Here is a 16330-nt window from a genome sequence, read left to right on the forward strand (position 1 = left end):
GGGCGCAGATTACCGGCAATACGTTCGGCGTGCGGCGGGGTTGGCGGCCGCGCTGCCGCCCGCTGCGAACCGCACCTCGCACACCACCGGCAGCAGCGCCCGCACCACCGGCAGCCGGTGCCGGACCCCGGGCGGCCGCAGCGCCCGCACCGCCGCGATGCCCGGGTGGCAGCCCGTCAGGGCGGGCGTCCACCAGGCCGGGGCGTCGAGGAGCAGGACGCCACCGGGGAACCGCCCGGCGCACGCCGCCACCAGATCCCGGACCTGACACGGTGCCAGCCGCCGCCGCACGCCCCGCGCCACCACGACCACCCCGCGCCGCGGTTCGGCCACCGCGTCCAGCCAGCGGTGATCGGCCGGTCCGCAGCCGACGGTGTGCCGCCGGGCGTCGTCCGGCAGCAGCATCCGGCGCAGCGCGGCGGGCTCCGGCGGCTGCACCGTCAGCCAGTTCAGCCGCCCGTTGTCGAGCCGCCAGAAGCCGGTACCGAGCCCCTCGCCGAGCGCGACCACCGTCGCCGCCGGGCGCTCGGCCAGATAGGCGCGTACCGCCGCATCGAAACACTCGGTCAGCTCGGTTCCGGTCACGGATCAAGAGCACCCGGCGCGGCGCCCCCGGGCAAGCGGACACGGGCCGGCCGGGCCCGGTGTCATCCGCGCAGCGCAAGCGCCTGGCCCGCGACGACCAGCAGCAGCTGCTCGCACTCCGCGCCGAACGCCGCGTTCAGCCGCCCCAGTTCGTCGCGGAACCGGCGGCCCGCCGCGGTCGCCGGCACCACCCCCGAGCCGACCTCGTTGCTGACCGCCACCACCGGCCGGTGCGTCGCGCGCACCGCCGCCACCAGCGCGTCGGTCCGTTCCCGCAGCGCCCGCCGGCCCCCGGCCTCCCAGGCCGCGTCGTCCCACGCCCCGACCTCGTCCATGACGTGCGTCAGCCACAGCGCCAGACAGTCGATCAGCAGCGGCGAGACCTCCGCCGCCCGCCCGGTGCCCGCGTCCCCGCCGGACTCCGCGTCCCCGGCGTCCGGCGCCGGGGCGTCCCCGGCCTCCAGGAGCGGCACCAGATCGCAGGTCTCGACGGTGCGCCAGCTGTTCGGCCGCCGCTCGCGGTGCAGCGAGATCCGCTCGGCCCACTCCGCGTCGCCCTCCCGGGTGCCGCCGGTCGCCACGTACACCACGTCCGGGAAGGCCGCGAGCCGCCGTTCCGCCTCGGCCGACTTCCCGCTGCGCGCCCCGCCCAGGACCAGCGTGCGGCGCGGCAGGTCCGGCACCGCGTGGTACTCGCCGACCACCAGCGAGCTGCCGTCGGGCACCGCGCGGGCGCCCACCGCCGCCAGCCTGCGGTGCAGTTCGGGCCCCGGCGGCACCGCGTGGTCGAGGTGCACCGCGATGACGTCCGTCGCCGCGTCCACCGCCCCGGTTGCCCGCAGCCGGGCCAGCGCGTCCGGCCGCTCCAGCACGTCGAGCAGCACCATGTCGTACGGCCCGGGGCCGCCCGCCGGCTCGTGGGCGCCGTTCAGCGCGAGCCCGGCCGGTGCCGCGCCCGGCGGCAGGTACAGCAGCCGCTCGCCGTCCGCGCCGGAGATGTCGTACCCGGTACCCGGGATGTCCACGGCGAGGGCCCGCACCCGGTGCCCGTCGAGCAGCGCCAGCTCCCGCCCGTCCGCGACCCGGCCCGGCGTGGGCAGCCCGGCCGGCACCTCCATCGCCGGTCCGTCGTGCGGATGGGAGAGCAGCACCTGCCGTACGCCCGCCAGCGACTGCCCGGCCCGGGCGGCCGCGAAGGCCGGACCCGGTGTCAGGTCGATCAGCAGCGCGCCGTCGATCAGCAGCGCGGTCGCCGCGCGCGCTTCGGCGCCGACGGCCGTCGCACAGGCGGCACAGGGGCAGTCGGGGCGCGGCAGCCCCTGCGGGGCCCCGGTGCCGAGGAGAGTCACATCCACACCGCCGAGTTTCTCGCGTCCCGTCGCGGTGAGCGCGGCGGGGGCGGACTCGACACGGCCGTTAGGCTGCCGATCAGCACGGAAGCACGACATGGCGGAGTGCGCGCAGGCGCGGTCCGCGGTGGCACAGACACGTACTCGGTGGGACCCAGGAGGCGTACATGGCGTGGACGTGGCGGTTCGAGAAGGCCGACGGCACGGAGGCGGTGCCGGCCGTGGAGCCGGAGGAGTTCACCACGCAGGGCGATGCGGAGTCGTGGGTCGGCGAGGAGTGGCGCGCACTCCTCGAAGGCGGCGTCGACCAGGTCCGGCTCTTCGAGGACGGCACCGAAATCTACGCGGGCCCGATGAGTCTGCACGCGGACGCGGAGGGCTGACCCGCGAAACGGCGCCGGGCCGGGTCCGTACGGTACGGACCCGGCCCGGCGCCGAAGGGGGCGGAGCTACGGCCGCTGGCCGCGCTTGACCTGGGGCTTGGGCAGCCGCAGCCGCCGCATCTGCAGCGTGCGCATCACCGCGTACGCCTTCACGCCCTTGAGGTTGTCGTTCGGGAACCGCTGGTCGAGCTGCTTGCCCAGGCGGAACCAGATGAAGACCGAGTCCAGCACGATCAGCACGATGATCACGAGCCACAGCAGCAGCGCGATGCTCTGGATCGAGGGCACCCGGACCATGGTGAGCACCAGGATCACCACGGCCATCGGCAGGAAGAACTCGGCGACGCACCAGCGGGAGTCGACGTAGTCACGCGCGAAGCGTCGCACCGGCCCCTTGTCGCGTGCGGGCAGATACCGCTCGTCGCCACTGGCCATCGCCTCGCGCTGGCGGGCCAAATCGGAGCGGCGCGCCTCACGCTGGGCCTTCGCCGCGTCCTTGCGGTTGGCCGGCGTGTGCGCGCGGGAGCGGCGCTGCGACTGGGAGTCGCTGCGCTTCGGCGTCGGGCGGCCCTTGGGGGCCTGCGGATCGCGGGGCTGCTGGGGCTGGTCCGCGGTCACCTTGGCGGTCGCGGCCTGCTCATCCTTCGAACGGCTTCGGAACACAACACCCAAGGGTACGTGCTCGGGGCGCGGGGGCCAGGGTCCGACGGGGCACGATCCGGCAACGGAGCACCGCGCACGCCCCTGTCCGCCGGGCCCCCTACTCCTTGCGCGGGAGGAAACGCGCTCCGCGATCGTCCTGGAGGAGGAGCGCATCCGGGCGCGAACAGTGCGGTAATGGAACCAGGGCCCGTACTGTGGGGTCTGTAGAGGTGCTGGAGTCCAAGCCCGATGTAACTCGGTCAGAAGGGGGCGCGCGAGGCCCATGAGCGATGGTGTCATGAAGCGGATGGGGATGATCTTCCGCGCGAAGGCCAACAAGGCCCTGGACCGGGCCGAGGACCCGCGCGAGACCCTCGACTACTCGTACCAGAAGCAGCTGGAGCTGCTGCAGAAGGTGCGCCGCGGCGTCGCCGACGTGGCGACCTCCCGCAAGCGCCTGGAGCTGCAGCTCAACCAGCTCCAGGGCCAGTCCGCCAAGCTGGAGGACCAGGGCCGCAAGGCGCTGGCGCTCGGCCGCGAGGACCTGGCCCGCGAGGCGCTGACCCGGCGCAGCGCGCTGCAGCAGCAGGTCACGGACCTGGAGACGCAGCACCAGACGCTGCAGGGTGAGGAGGAGAAGCTCACGCTGGCCGCGCAGCGGCTGCAGGCCAAGGTCGACGCCTTCCGTACGAAGAAGGAGACGATCAAGGCCACGTACACGGCCGCCCAGGCGCAGACCCGGATCGGCGAGGCGTTCTCCGGCATCTCCGAGGAGATGGGCGACGTCGGCCTGGCGATCCAGCGTGCCGAGGACCGCACCGCGCAGCTCCAGGCCCGGGCCGGTGCCATCGACGAGCTGATGGCGTCCGGCGCGCTGGACGACCCGTCCGGCATGGCCAAGGACGACATCACCGCCGAGCTGGACCGGCTCTCCGGCGGCAGTGACGTCGAGCTGGAGCTGCAGCGGATGAAGGCCGAGCTGTCGGGAGGACCGTCGGCCGGCAAGCAGGCCCTCGAGAGCGGTCAGGGTGGCGAGGGACAGCCCGCACCGCAGCAGGACCAGCCGCGTTTCGACAAGCAGTGACGGCCGGCGGGCGTTAGCCTCGCAGAGATCGTCGGCACCGGACCGAGGGAGACCGTCGTGATCGTACGGATCATGGGGGAGGGCCAGGTGAAGCTGGACGATGCCCACTTCATCGAGCTCAACAAGCTGGACGACGAGCTGCTCCGGGAGATGGAGAGCGGCGACGAGGAGGGCTTCCGGCGCACGCTGGGCGCCCTCCTGGGCGCGGTGCGCCGGATGGGCACGCCGCTGCCCGACGACGCCCTCGAACCGTCCGAGCTGATCCTGCCGGCCCCCGGGGCGTCCCTCGCCGAGGTACGGGAGATGCTCAGCGACGGCGGGCTCATCCCCGGCTGACCGCCTCCCGGAACCTCCACTCCAGCGCATACGGCACACGGCGCCCCGGTCCCCCGTCGGACCGGGGCGCTACCGTTTGCTCTTGTGACCCTCCAAGGCCCCGCTCCGGACGCGCCGCGCGCCGCCGGCCGCTTCCAGTGGCACCGTTCGCATCCGCTTGCGTTCGACGCCGCCCTCGCCGTGGCCGTCTTCGCCTGCGTCCTGTTCGGCGCGGTGGTCGACCCGCACCGCATGAACGGCCCGCGCATCGCCCCGCACCAGCTCTCCGCGACCACCGTCGGGCTGGCCGCGCTGGCCTGCGCCGCCCTGGTCCTGCGCCGCCGCCTGCCGCGCACGGTCCTGGCGGTGACCGGCGCGCTGACCATCGTCGAGCTGGTCGCCAGCTCCACCGACCCGCGCGCCCCGGTGGCGGCCGCCGCGGTGATCGCGCTCTACACCCTGGCGTCGCGCACGGACCGGCCCACGGTCTGGCGGGTCGGCGCGCTGACCGTCGTCGTGCTGACCGCCTCCGCGATGCTCTGCGGCCCCAGCCCCTGGTACGCGCAGGAGAACCTCGCGATCTTCGCCTGGACCGGCATGGCCGCCGCGGCGGGCGACGCGGTCCGCAGCCGCCGGGCGTTCGTCAACGCGATCCGCGAGCGCGCCGAGCGGGCCGAGCGCACCCGCGAGGAGGAGGCCCGCCGCCGGGTCGCCGAGGAGCGCATGCGCATCGCCCGCGACCTGCACGACGTCGTCGCCCACCACATCGCCCTGGTCAACGTCCAGGCCGGGGTGGCCTCGCACGTCATGGACAGCCGCCCCGACCAGGCCAAGGAGGCCCTGGCGCACGTCCGCGAGGCGTCCCGCTCGGCCCTGGACGAACTCCGCGCGACCGTCGGTCTGTTGCGGCAGTCCGACGACCCCAAGGCGCCCACCGAGCCCGCCCCGGGCCTGGGCGTCCTCGACCAGCTCGTCGAGCGCTTCGTGCACGCCGGCATCCCCGTCGACCTGGACGTCCAGGAGCCGCCCCGGCAGCTGCCCGCCTCCGTCGACCTGACCGCCTACCGTGTGGTCCAGGAGGCGCTGACCAACGTCCACAAGCACGCCGGCGAGGGCGCCCGCGCGACGGTCCGGATCGTGCACTCCGACAGCGTGCTGACGGTGACGGTGCTGGACGACGGCGCCGGCCGGGCCGGCGTGCCGCGCCAGAAGGGCGGCGACCGGGCGGCCGCGGAGTCCGGCGGGCCGGGTGCGCCGGAGGACAGCGGCGGCGGCCACGGCCTGATCGGGATGCGCGAGCGGGTCTTCGCGCTGCGCGGCACGGTCGTCACCGGCCCCCGCGCGGCCGGCGGCTTCCAGGTGCGGGTCACCCTTCCGCTGCAGACCGTCCGTACGGGGGAGACAAGATGACGATCAAGGTGCTGCTCGCCGACGACCAGGCGCTGCTGCGCAGCGCGTTCCGGGTGCTGGTGGACTCCGAACCGGACATGCGAGTGGTGGGGGAGGCGTCCGACGGTGCGCGGGCGTACGAGCTGACGAAGGCGGAGCGTCCCGACGTCGTCCTGATGGACATCCGGATGCCCGGTGTCGACGGCCTCGCCGCGACCCGCATGATCAGCCAGGACCCGGAGCTGACCGACGTCCGGGTGGTGATCCTGACGACCTTCGAGGTCGACGACTACGTCGTGCAGTCGCTGCGCAACGGCGCCAGCGGCTTCCTCGGCAAGGGCGCCGAACCGGACGAGATGCTGAACGCGATCCGGATCGCGGCGGCCGGCGAGGCGCTGCTGTCGCCCGTCGCGACCAAGGGCCTGATCGCCAAGTTCCTCGCGCAGGGCGGCAGTTCCGGTGACGGCGGGCCCGGGGGGCCGGGCGCGGAGCGGCTGGCGACGCTGACCGGCCGGGAGCGCGAGGTGCTGACGCTGGTCGCCGGCGGGCTCTCCAACGACGAGATCGCCGAGCAGCTGGCCGTCAGCCCGCTCACGGTCAAGACGCACGTCAACCGCGCGATGGCCAAGCTGGGGGCCCGGGACCGCGCCCAGCTGGTCGTCATCGCCTACGAGTCAGGGCTTGTACGCCCACGGGTGCAGTAGGGGTGGAGCGCCCCTACTCCGATCGCGGTACGGGCGCCGGACGGAAACCGACCTGCGAGCGAGGAAAAGCGGCCTGGCCATGGCCGAAGGTGTAGGTGGGCCTGCGAAGGCCCCTGCCGTCGGGCCCGTGCGGGCCTCGCCGACCTTTCCGTAAGCACCGTTCTTCAGAACAGAAGAGAGACCCCACCCATGTCCTGGCTGTCCCGGCTCAGCCTCGTACAACGGGGCCTGATAGCGCTGATGTCGATCGTCGCGATCGCCTTCGGCGCCATCGCGATACCCCAGCTCAAGCAGCAGCTCCTGCCCTCCATCGAACTTCCGATGGTCTCCGTGCTGGCCCCGTACCAGGGTGCCTCGCCCGATGTCGTCGAGAAGCAGGTGATCGAGCCGCTGGAGGACGGTGTCCAGGCGGTCGACGGCATCAAGAGCGTCACCTCGACGTCCAGCGAGGGCTCGGGCGTCATCATGGCGCAGTTCGACTACGGCAACGACTCCAAGCGCCTGGTCGCCGACGTCCAGCAGGCCGTCAACCGCGCCCGCGCGAAGCTGCCGAAGGACGTCGACCCGCAGGTGGTGGCCGGCTCGACGGACGACATCCCCACCGTCGTCCTCGCCGTCTCCTCCACCACCAAGGACCAGCAGACCCTGGCCGACCAGCTGAACCGCGGTGTCGTCCCGGACCTGAAGAACATCGACGGCGTCAGCCAGGTCGCGGTGGACGGCGTCCAGGACCGCATCGTCGCGGTCACCCCGGACACCAAGAAGCTCGCCGCCGCCGGCCTGACCTCCCAGGCACTGGGCCAGGCGCTGGAGGCCGGCGGCACGTCGGTGCCCGCCGGGTCCTTCGCCGAGGGCGGCCGCAGCAAGACCGTCCAGGTCGGCGCGGGCTTCACCTCCGTCGCCCAGATCAAGGACCTGTCCATCGCCCCGGCTCCCGGCGCGGGCGCGGCGGCGGGCGGCGGCCAGTCGGCGGCCCCGGTCCGTCTCGGCGACGTGGCCACCGTCAAGGAGGAGCCGGCCACCCCGACCTCGATCACCCGCACCAACGGCAAGCCCAGCCTCGCCGTGCGGGTGACGATGGACCAGGACGGCAGCGCGGTCGCGATCTCCGACGCGGTCAAGGACAAGCTCACCAAGATCCGTCAGGACCTGGGCAAGGGCACCGACGTCACGGTCGTCTCCGACCAGGGCCCCGCGGTGTCCAAGTCGATCGACTCGCTGACCACCGAGGGCCTGCTGGGCCTGCTCATGGCGGTCATCGTCATCCTGGTCTTCCTGCTCAGCCTGCGCTCGACCCTGGTCACCGCGGTCTCCATCCCGCTCTCGGTCGTCATCACGCTGATCGTGCTGTGGACCGGTGACCTGTCCCTCAACATGCTCACCCTCGGCGCGCTGACCATCGCGATCGGCCGGGTCGTCGACGACTCCATCGTCGTCCTGGAGAACATCAAACGGCACCTGGGCTACGGCGAGGAGCGCCGCGAGGCCATCCTCGCCGCCGTCAAGGAGGTCTCCGGAGCGATCACCTCCTCGACCCTCACCACGGTCGCGGTGTTCCTCCCGATCGGTGTGGTCGGCGGCATGGTCGGCGCCCTGTTCGGCTCCTTCTCGCTGACCGTCACCGTCGCGCTGCTGTCCTCGCTGATCGTCTCGCTGACGGTCGTGCCGGTCCTGTCGTACTGGTTCCTGCGCGCCCCGCAGATCCCCGAGGGCACCACCGCGGACGAACTGCGCCGCGCGGCCGAGGAGAAGGAGACCGGCAGCCCCCTCCAGCGGCTCTACGTCCCGGTCCTGCGCTTCGCCACCCGCCGCCGGGTCACCAGCCTGGTCATCGCCGTCGTCATCCTGCTCGGGACGTTCGGCATGGGCCCGCTGCTGAAGACCAACTTCTTCGACCAGGGCGACCAGGACACCCTGACCGTCAAGCAGGAGCTCAAGCCCGGCACCAGCCTCGGCGCGTCCGACGCGCAGGCCAAGAAGGTCGAGAAGCTGCTCGCGGCCAACGACCACATCGACAACTACCAGGTCACCGTCGGTTCCTCCGGCTTCATGGCGGCCTTCGGCGGCGGCACCGGCGCCAACCAGGCGTCCTACCAGGTCAAGCTGAAGGACGCGGGGGACTCCGGCAAGGTCACCGACGAGCTGCGGGCCTCGCTCGACAAGCTCGGCCCGTCGATCGGCGACACCACCGTCACCGCCGGCGGCGGCTTCGGCAACCAGGACCTGAGCGTGGTCGTGAAGGCCGGTGACGCCGACGTCCTGAAGAGGGCCGCCGAGCAGGTCCGCAAGGCCGTCGCCGGGCTCGACCACGTCACCGACGTGCAGAGCGACCTCGCGCAGAGCGTCCCGCGGATCTCCGTGACGCCCAACTCCAAGGCGGCGGAGGCCGGTTACACCCAGGCCACGCTGGGCGGCGCGGTCGCCCAGGCGGTCCGCGGCACCACGAGCGGCACGGCCGTTCTCGACGACACCGAGCGCGACATCGTGATCAAGGCGGCGCACCCGGCCACCACCGAGGCGGAGCTGAAGGACCTCGCCCTGCCCACGCCGGCGGGTCAGGTCAAGCTCGGCACCATCGCCACCGTCAAGACCGTGGCCGGCCCGGTTCAGATGACCCGGATCGACGGGGCCCGCTCGGCGACCGTCACCGCCAAGCCGACCGGCGACAACACCGGTGCGGTCAGCGCCGCGCTGCAGAGCAAGATCGACTCCCTGAAGCTGCCGGACGGCGCCACCGCGAAGATCGGCGGCGTCTCGCAGGACCAGACCGACGCCTTCTCCTCGCTGGGCCTGGCCATGCTGGCGGCCGTCGCCATCGTCTTCATGCTCCTGGTCGGCACCTTCCGGTCGCTGATCCAGCCGCTGATCCTGCTCGTCTCCATCCCCTTCGCGGCGACCGGCGCGATCGGCCTGCTGGTCGCCACCGGCACCCCGCTGGGCGTCCCGGCGATGATCGGCATGCTGATGCTGATCGGCATCGTGGTCACCAACGCCATCGTGCTGATCGACCTGATCAACCAGTACCGGGCGCAGGGCTACGGCGTCGTCGAGGCGGTCATCGAGGGCGGCCGGCACCGCCTCCGCCCGATCCTGATGACCGCGCTGGCCACGATCATGGCGCTGCTGCCGATGGCGATGTCCCTCACCGGCAACAGCGGCTTCATCTCCCAGCCGCTGGCCGTGGTCGTGATCGGCGGTCTGATCACCTCCACCCTCCTCACCCTCCTCCTCGTCCCGACGCTCTACGCGATCATCGAACTCCGCAAGGAGCGCCGGGCGAAGAAGAAGTCCGCCAAGCGCGCCGCGAAGTCCGGCGCGCAGCCCGAGGAAAGCGACCGCACCCCGGAGCCCGCGGGCGTCTAGCCGCCCCCGGTCCGCCACACGGAGCCCCCGCCGCCGTACCCACGGCAGCGGGGGCTCCCGCGTACGCCGGAGGCACCCCGGCGCTCAACTGACCTACCGTCATACGCTTTTCAGTGGTTTGTCCGGCACAGCGGCATGCGCGCGCCCCGGCCGAGAAGCATGGCCCCTGGTATATGCCGCCCGGGAGGAGAGCGATGACTGTCCCCGCAGCCGCGAAGGGGGAGCCGGCCGACGTACCGGACGAACTCGCCGAGTTCGTCCGGTACTGCGTGCCGCTCACCGGCTTCGCCGCATTCGACCTACACGCCACCGGCATGGCCCGGCTCTATCTGGACACCGCCCGCCACCAGGTGGGGGAGAAGCGGTTCACGACGTTCTGGACCGCGTGGAAGCAGGCCGTCGCCCAGCACAAGGGCCCCCAGGACCTGTCCCCCGTGCACCAGGAGGTGGCCAGGGCGCTGATCTACCTCTGGTACACCGGCGCCTGGCCGAGGCTGGCCCCCGCCGCCCACGCGGCCCTCCGCCGCGAGGTCGCCAACGCCGAGTCCGTCGCCTCGCCCAGCGCCTACGTGGAGGGCCTGGTCTGGCGTACGTTCCACGGCCACCCGGCGGGCGCCAAACCACCGGGCTTCGGTACCTGGGCGGTTCAGCCGCCCGCGCCGCAGAGCGTCGAGCAGCTGCGTACCGGCCTGGGCCTCGCGGACGTCCCGTACCGCACCGGCCTGACCGACGAGGTCTCCCCGGACGAGATCCCCGGCCGGCTGCTCCCCGGCCCCCGCATCAGCCGCCACATCCCGCCCTCCGCCGTCCCCACCGCCGACGCCGCCGGCACACCCGAGGAGAGCACCGCATGACCGAGACCATCTCCGCGGAGGGCGCCGCCCGCCGCCGCTACGACGCGATCATCGTCGGCGCCGGCTGGGCCGGCAGCGCCCTCGCCAAGCGCCTCGGCGCCCAGGGCTGGCACGTCCTCGTCCTGGAAGCCGGCAACGGCGGCACCGAGACCTGGCCCGGCTACCTGGACTCGCTCTCGACCTACTACGCGGCCGTGGCCAAGGTCCCCAACTCCGCCTACCGCCGCAACAAGGCCGCGCCCTACCCCGACGTGCTCGACCTCGCCCCGGTCCGCGACCCCGAGCCCGGCAGGCCCGAGTTCACCGCCAACGGCTACTTCGTGCAGAACGGCCGCCTCCCGTACGGCACCGACTACCTGCGCGAACTCGGCGGTGCCGCGATGCACTGGCTGGGCGCCGTCCCCCGGATGCTCCCCGACGACTTCGCCACCGGGACCGTCTACGGCTACGGCCGCGACTGGCCGTTCACCGCCGAGGAACTCCAGCCCTGGTACGCCGAGGCCGAACGGGAACTCGGCGTCGCCGGCAACGCCGAGGAGCAGAAGGACCTCGGCGTCGTCACCGACAGCGCCTACCAGTACCCCATGCACCACATCCCGCAGAGCTACCTCGACGAGCGCTGCCGGACGCTGGACGGCACGACCGTCAACGACAGCGTCGCCGACGAGGACTACGCGCTGAAGATGTACGGCCTCCCGCAGGCCCGCAACTCCACCCCCAACCCGGCCTACCCGGCCCCCTACCGCATCCAGGGCGCCGTCGGCATCCCCAACTACGGCGAGCGCTGCGTGGGCAACGCCAGCTGCGTCCCCATCTGCCCCGTGCAGGCCAAGTCGCACCCGCTGCGCCTCCAGGCCGCCTGGCCCGGCACCGTCACCCTCGCCACCCGCTGCGTGGTCACCCGGGTCCGCAAGGGCCGGGACGCGTACGTCTCCGGCGTCGAGTACCGCACCTACACCGACCCCGCCTCACCGGTCAGCCGCTCCTACGTCGCCGAGGCCGATGTCGTCATCCTCGCCGCGCACGCCATCGAGAACGCCCGCCTGCTGCTCTTCTCCGAGCTGGCCACCGGCAGCGGCCAGGTCGGCCGCAACCTGATGGACCACCCGACGATCCTCAACTGGGCGCTCACCCCCGAGGCCAAGGGACCGATCGGGCCGTTCCGCGGCCCGGGGCACACCTCCGGCTGGGAGGTCTTCCGCAGCGGATTCGGCCGGAGCGAACGCGCCCCGTTCCGCATCGAGATCGGCAACTGGGGCTGGGGCTGGGCGACCGGCGCCCCGCTGAGCAACGTCGCCACCGCCCTGGGCCTCGGCGGCACACCGGACGGCAGCGTACGGGACAAGGGCGTCTACGGGCCCGAGCTGCGCCGGCTGCTCGGCTCCTCCATCGGCCGCCAGCTGCAACTGCAGATCGCCGTGGAGCAGTCCGCCGACGAGAACAACCGCGTCACCATCGACCCGGCCCGCTACCGCGACGCCATGGGCAACCCCCGCCCCATCCTCACCTACGACCTCGACGAACACGTCCGCAAGGGCCTGTACGCGGCGCGGCTCGTGGCCCGGCAGATCTTCGGCTTCCTGGAGGCGACGGACTACACCGACCACGCCCCGCGCGACGGCGTCCCCCCGCTGGGCCACTTCGTCCACAGCGGCACCCACCTCGCCTACAGCGGCGCGGGCCACGGCGCCGGCACCCACATCATGGGCGACGACGAGACGACGTCCGTGGTGGACCGCGACCAGCGCACCCACGACCATCCCAACCTCTACGCCGTCGGCTGCGGCAGCATGCCGTCGGTCGGCACCAGCAACCCCACCCTCACGATGATGGCGCTCGCCCTGCGCAGTGCCGCCGAGATCCACAAGGACCTCACCGCCGCCCGCCGCCCGGCCCGGCTCCGTACCCCGCAGCACGAGGAGGTCCCGGCGTGATCACCGCACTCGCCCTGCACGCGAAGGGGTTCGGCATCCCGACGACGGTCAAGGAGCTGCGGGAGTACCTCCAGGCCGCCCTGGAGGTGGAGCACCTCACCCTCCCCGTCTACATGACCGGCCTGTACTCCATCCGTCCCGGCACCAACCGCACCGCCCACTTCGCCATCCGCAGCGTCCTGATGGAGGAGATGCTCCACATGACGCTGGCCGCGAACCTCCTCAACGCGGTCGGCGGCACGCCCCGGGTGGGCCGCAAGGAGTTCGTCGCCGAGTACCCCGCGCGCCTGCCGTTCAGCAGCCCCCAGCTGCCGGCCATCGGCCTGCAGCACTTCTCGCCCGCGGCGCTGAAGACGTTCCTGCTCATCGAACGCCCCCGCAAGATGGCGCCGAACCCGAAGCCGGGCGAGGGCTGGACCTCCATCGGCCAGTTCTACGACTCCATCCGGCAGGGCCTGGAGCACCTCGTCGCGCAGCACGGCGCGGCCGCGATCTTCACCGGCCGGCCCGAACGCCAGGTGGGCCCCGAGGACTTCTACAACTCCGGCGGCGAGGTCTTCGCCGTCCATGACCTGAAGTCCGCACAGCTGGCGATCCGCGTGATCAGCGACCAGGGAGAGGGCACCGACGGCACGATCTGGGACAGCGACGACCTGATCTTCGGCGAAGCGCGCCAGCTCGCGCACTACTTCCGCTTCAACGAGATCTACACCGGCCGCAGCTACGGCCCCCACGACACCCCCGACGCCCCGCCCAGCGGCCCGCTGCTGGACGTCACCTGGGACGACGCGTACCCGATCCACGGCGACTCCAAGGTCGCCGACTACAAGAAGTACGAGCAGACCAGCGCGGTTTACGGGCACGCCGTCGCCTTCAACACCCGTTACGCGGCGCTGCTCAGCTACCTCCAGTCCGCCTTCGACGGATGGCCCCGGGCGATGGCCCTGGCCGTCCCGACGATGCTGGAGCTGCGCGACCGCTCCGAGCAGCTGTACCGCAACCCGCACCCCGACCCGACGCTCGCGGCCGAGGGCCTCTTCGCCAGCCCCACCTTCGAGGTGGAACAGCCGCAGTTCGAGGCGGTGCGCGACACGGTCGACGAGAACCTCCGGCTCGCCGGTCTGGAGGCCGGCGAACCGATCGACCTGTCCCTGACCTCGTGACACACCGATCGGCCCGTCCCGGCGGGGTGCGCCGGGACGGGCCGATCGGACGATCGGGATCGGGGGAGCCGGCCGGCCCTGCCGGCCGACGAGGTGGCGGCCGGCCGGGTGACCGGCTCGCGGAATGCGAGGAGTGATGCGAACGTAGCTGTGCGTACTGCTTCGACGAAAGGCAGGCAACCGTGCTCTCCGCACTGGCCGGCAAGGCCGTCCTCGTGCCCGCCGCCGGGCTGGCCCTCACCATGGGCCCGGTGGCCGTTCCGCCCGTCGGCGCGGACGGCGACACCGGGCTCACCGCCGCCGTCCGGGTGGGCGTCTCCGGCGGGCTCTTCACGGCCAACGTGGGGCTCGTCCAGACGTTCGCGCGCACCGGTAAGGGCGGGGTCTACTGCGCCACGGTCGAAGGCAAGCCCACCCCGCTGACCGCCCTGCTGGACGCGGACGACCGCTACGGCTTCGGGGTACGGGTGAGCTGGGACGCCACCAAGCAGGACTACGTCGTCAACAGCATCCACGGCGACGAGGCGACCGGCGGCAAGGTGTGGAACGCGTACGTCGGCAAGACGAAGATCTCGACCGGGCCCTGCGGCACCGCGGTCAAGGACAACGACAAGGTCAGCTGGAAGCTGGAGGCCGCGAGCTGACGCCGGGCCCCTGCCGGCGCCCAGGGCGCGGCAGGGGCTCCACGGCGGCCCCTACGGGAGCGCCAGCATCCGCTCCAGCGCGAGCTTCGCGAAGTGCTCGGTCTCCTTGTCGACCTCGATGCGGTTGACGACCTTGCCGGCCGCCAGCGACTCCAGCGTCCACACCAGGTGGGGGAGGTCGATGCGGTTCATCGTCGAGCAGAAGCAGACCGTCTTGTCGAGGAAGACGATCTCCTTGTCCTCCGCCGCGAAGCGGTTCGCCAGCCGGCGGACGAGGTTCAGCTCCGTGCCGATGGCCCACTTCGAGCCGCGCGGGGCGGCCTCCAGGGCCTTGATGATGTACTCCGTCGAGCCGACGTGGTCCGCCGCCGCCACGACCTCGTGCTTGCACTCGGGGTGGACCAGGACGTTCACGTCCGGGATGCGCGCGCGGACGTCGTTCACCGAGTCCAGCGAGAAGCGGCCGTGCACCGAGCAGTGCCCGCGCCAGAGGATCATGCGGGCGTCCCGCAGCTGCTCGGCGGTCAGGCCGCCGTTCGGCTTGTGCGGGTTGTAGACCACGCAGTCGTCCAGGGACATGCCCATGTCCCGGACGGCGGTGTTGCGGCCCAGGTGCTGGTCGGGCAGGAACAGCACCTTCGCGTCGCCGGCCGGCCGCTGCTCGAAGGCCCAGTCCAGCGCACGCTTGGCGTTGGAGGAGGTGCAGATCGTGCCGCCGTGCCGGCCGGTGAACGCCTTGATGTCGGCCGAGGAGTTCATGTACGAGACCGGCACGACCTGGTCGGCTATGCCGGCCTCGGTCAGCACGTCCCAGCACTCGGCGACCTGCTCGGCGGTCGCCATGTCGGCCATCGAGCAGCCGGCGGCGAGGTCGGGGAGGATGACCTGCTGGCCGTCGCCGGTGAGGATGTCCGCGGACTCGGCCATGAAGTGCACGCCGCAGAAGACGATGTACTCCGCGTCCGGGCGGGCGGCGGCGTCCCGCGCGAGCTTGAAGGAGTCGCCGGTGACATCGGCGAACTCGATGACCTCGTCGCGCTGGTAGTGGTGCCCCAGGATGAAGACCTTGTCCCCGAGCTTCGCCTTGGCCGCGCGGGCCCGCTCGACGAGGTCGGGGTCCGACGGGGCCGGCAGGTCGCCGGGACAGTCCACGCCGCGCTCGCTCCTGGGGTCGGCCTCACGGCCGAGGAGGAGCAGCGCCAGCGGGGTCGGCTGGACGTCCAGGGGCTGGGCGGTGGTCACAACACGCACCCTCTCTTTTCTGCAGACGGCTCTTGATGCAGCCTTTTCGTCTATTTGACGCTATCTATCATAGCTGCTTCACGTCACTTTGACGATGGCCATAGTGTCGATGTGACGCATCAGCACTCCGCCATGTGCCGTGGGCCACCGGTCCCCGGCCGGCGGTGTGCGAGCATGAAGGAGTAGCGCCCGGTCGGAATTAATCCGGGGCGACGCCGGTTGCAGCTTGTTGCATCCGATGACAAGCGGTCCGTACAACCCGGGAGAGATGTAGATGAGCGTGCAGGACGAGAAGACCACCGTCAGTGACGGCATCATCCTGTCCGACGCGGCCGCGTCGAAGGTCAAGAGCCTGCTGGAGCAGGAGGGCCGGGACGACCTCGCGCTGCGGGTGGCCGTTCAGCCCGGTGGCTGCTCCGGTCTGCGCTACCAGCTCTTCTTCGACGAGCGTTCGCTCGACGGCGATGTGGTCAAGGACTTCGACGGCGTCAAGGTCGTCACCGACCGGATGAGCGCCCCCTACCTGGGCGGTGCCTCCATCGACTTCGTCGACACCATCGAGAAGCAGGGCTTCACGATCGACAACCCGAACGCCAGCGGCTCCTGCGCCTGCGGCGACTCCTTCAGCTAAGGGTCGCGGGCCGACGAGCACACACGCCGAAGGCGGCGCCCCCGAGTG

General features: G+C 72.2%; 15 protein-coding genes. 11 read left to right on the forward strand and 4 right to left on the reverse strand.

What is annotated here, in order from left to right:
• Positions 1–9 precede the first annotated feature (9 nt).
• Together OO62_RS30205 and OO62_RS30210 are read right to left on the reverse strand one after the other, a co-directional pair.
• Entirely contained in the window at positions 10–585 is a 576-nt protein-coding gene (locus tag OO62_RS30205; RefSeq protein WP_078617430.1) for a hypothetical protein, read from the reverse strand.
• Positions 586–647: 62 nt separating this feature from the next.
• Positions 648–1940, reverse strand: coding sequence for a bifunctional adenosylcobinamide kinase/adenosylcobinamide-phosphate guanylyltransferase (locus OO62_RS30210; protein ID WP_033270819.1), 1293 nt, complete (start codon positions 1938–1940; stop codon positions 648–650).
• 161 nt (positions 1941–2101) lie between these two features.
• Here OO62_RS30210 and OO62_RS30215 point away from each other — a divergent pair, with 161 nt between their 5' ends.
• Positions 2102–2317, forward strand: coding sequence for a hypothetical protein (locus OO62_RS30215; RefSeq protein WP_033270820.1), 216 nt, complete (start codon positions 2102–2104; stop codon positions 2315–2317).
• A 66-nt stretch (positions 2318–2383) separates the two neighbouring features.
• Here OO62_RS30215 and OO62_RS30220 read toward each other — a convergent pair whose 3' ends face one another.
• Positions 2384–2980 carry a DUF3043 domain-containing protein gene (locus OO62_RS30220; protein ID WP_033270821.1) on the reverse strand — a complete coding sequence of 199 codons (597 nt, stop codon included), beginning with the start codon at positions 2978–2980 and terminating at the stop codon, positions 2384–2386.
• A 262-nt stretch (positions 2981–3242) separates the two neighbouring features.
• Here OO62_RS30220 and OO62_RS30225 point away from each other — a divergent pair, with 262 nt between their 5' ends.
• The 9 genes from OO62_RS30225 (at position 3243) to OO62_RS30265 (ending at position 14409) form a co-directional block, all read left to right on the forward strand.
• On the forward strand, positions 3243–4043 hold the full coding sequence (locus tag OO62_RS30225; protein ID WP_272868187.1) for a PspA/IM30 family protein: 801 nt from the start codon (positions 3243–3245) through the stop codon (positions 4041–4043).
• Between the two features lie 57 nt (positions 4044–4100).
• Positions 4101–4379, forward strand: a complete 279-nt coding sequence (gene pspAA, locus OO62_RS30230) for a PspA-associated protein PspAA (protein ID WP_033270823.1) — start codon at positions 4101–4103, stop codon at positions 4377–4379.
• An 84-nt stretch (positions 4380–4463) separates the two neighbouring features.
• Positions 4464–5768 (forward strand): sensor histidine kinase, encoded by a 1305-nt coding sequence (locus tag OO62_RS30235; protein ID WP_033270824.1) that lies wholly within the window; start codon positions 4464–4466, stop codon positions 5766–5768.
• On the forward strand, positions 5765–6451 hold the full coding sequence (locus tag OO62_RS30240) for a response regulator (protein ID WP_033270825.1): 687 nt from the start codon (positions 5765–5767) through the stop codon (positions 6449–6451). Before OO62_RS30235 ends, OO62_RS30240 begins: the two co-directional genes overlap by 4 nt.
• Positions 6452–6640: 189 nt before the next feature.
• Positions 6641–9814, forward strand: a complete 3174-nt coding sequence (locus OO62_RS30245) for an efflux RND transporter permease subunit (protein ID WP_033270826.1) — start codon at positions 6641–6643, stop codon at positions 9812–9814.
• Between the two features lie 194 nt (positions 9815–10008).
• Entirely contained in the window at positions 10009–10668 is a 660-nt protein-coding gene (locus OO62_RS30250; protein ID WP_033270827.1) for a hypothetical protein, read from the forward strand.
• Entirely contained in the window at positions 10665–12602 is a 1938-nt protein-coding gene (locus tag OO62_RS41410) for a GMC family oxidoreductase (RefSeq protein WP_033270828.1), read from the forward strand. The genes OO62_RS30250 and OO62_RS41410 overlap by 4 nt, the downstream gene beginning before the upstream one ends.
• Positions 12599–13765: a ferritin-like domain-containing protein gene (locus tag OO62_RS30260; RefSeq protein ID WP_033270829.1), complete on the forward strand. Its 1167-nt coding sequence runs from the start codon at positions 12599–12601 to the stop codon at positions 13763–13765. Before OO62_RS41410 ends, OO62_RS30260 begins: the two co-directional genes overlap by 4 nt.
• A gap of 182 nt (positions 13766–13947) precedes the next feature.
• Positions 13948–14409, forward strand: coding sequence for a hypothetical protein (locus OO62_RS30265; protein WP_033270830.1), 462 nt, complete (start codon positions 13948–13950; stop codon positions 14407–14409).
• Positions 14410–14460: 51 nt separating this feature from the next.
• On the opposite strand, the gene nadA is transcribed toward OO62_RS30265, so the two are convergent.
• Positions 14461–15660, reverse strand: coding sequence for a quinolinate synthase NadA (nadA, locus tag OO62_RS30270; RefSeq protein WP_033270831.1), 1200 nt, complete (start codon positions 15658–15660; stop codon positions 14461–14463).
• Positions 15661–15925: 265 nt separating this feature from the next.
• On the opposite strand from nadA, the gene OO62_RS30275 reads away from it, so the two are divergent.
• On the forward strand, positions 15926–16282 hold the full coding sequence (locus tag OO62_RS30275; RefSeq protein WP_033270832.1) for a HesB/IscA family protein: 357 nt from the start codon (positions 15926–15928) through the stop codon (positions 16280–16282).
• The last annotated feature ends 48 nt before the right edge of the window (positions 16283–16330 follow it).

The sequence above is a fragment of the Streptomyces lydicus genome (assembly GCF_000717345.1).
In the GTDB taxonomy this organism is placed as follows: Bacteria; Actinomycetota; Actinomycetes; order Streptomycetales; family Streptomycetaceae; genus Streptomyces; species Streptomyces lydicus.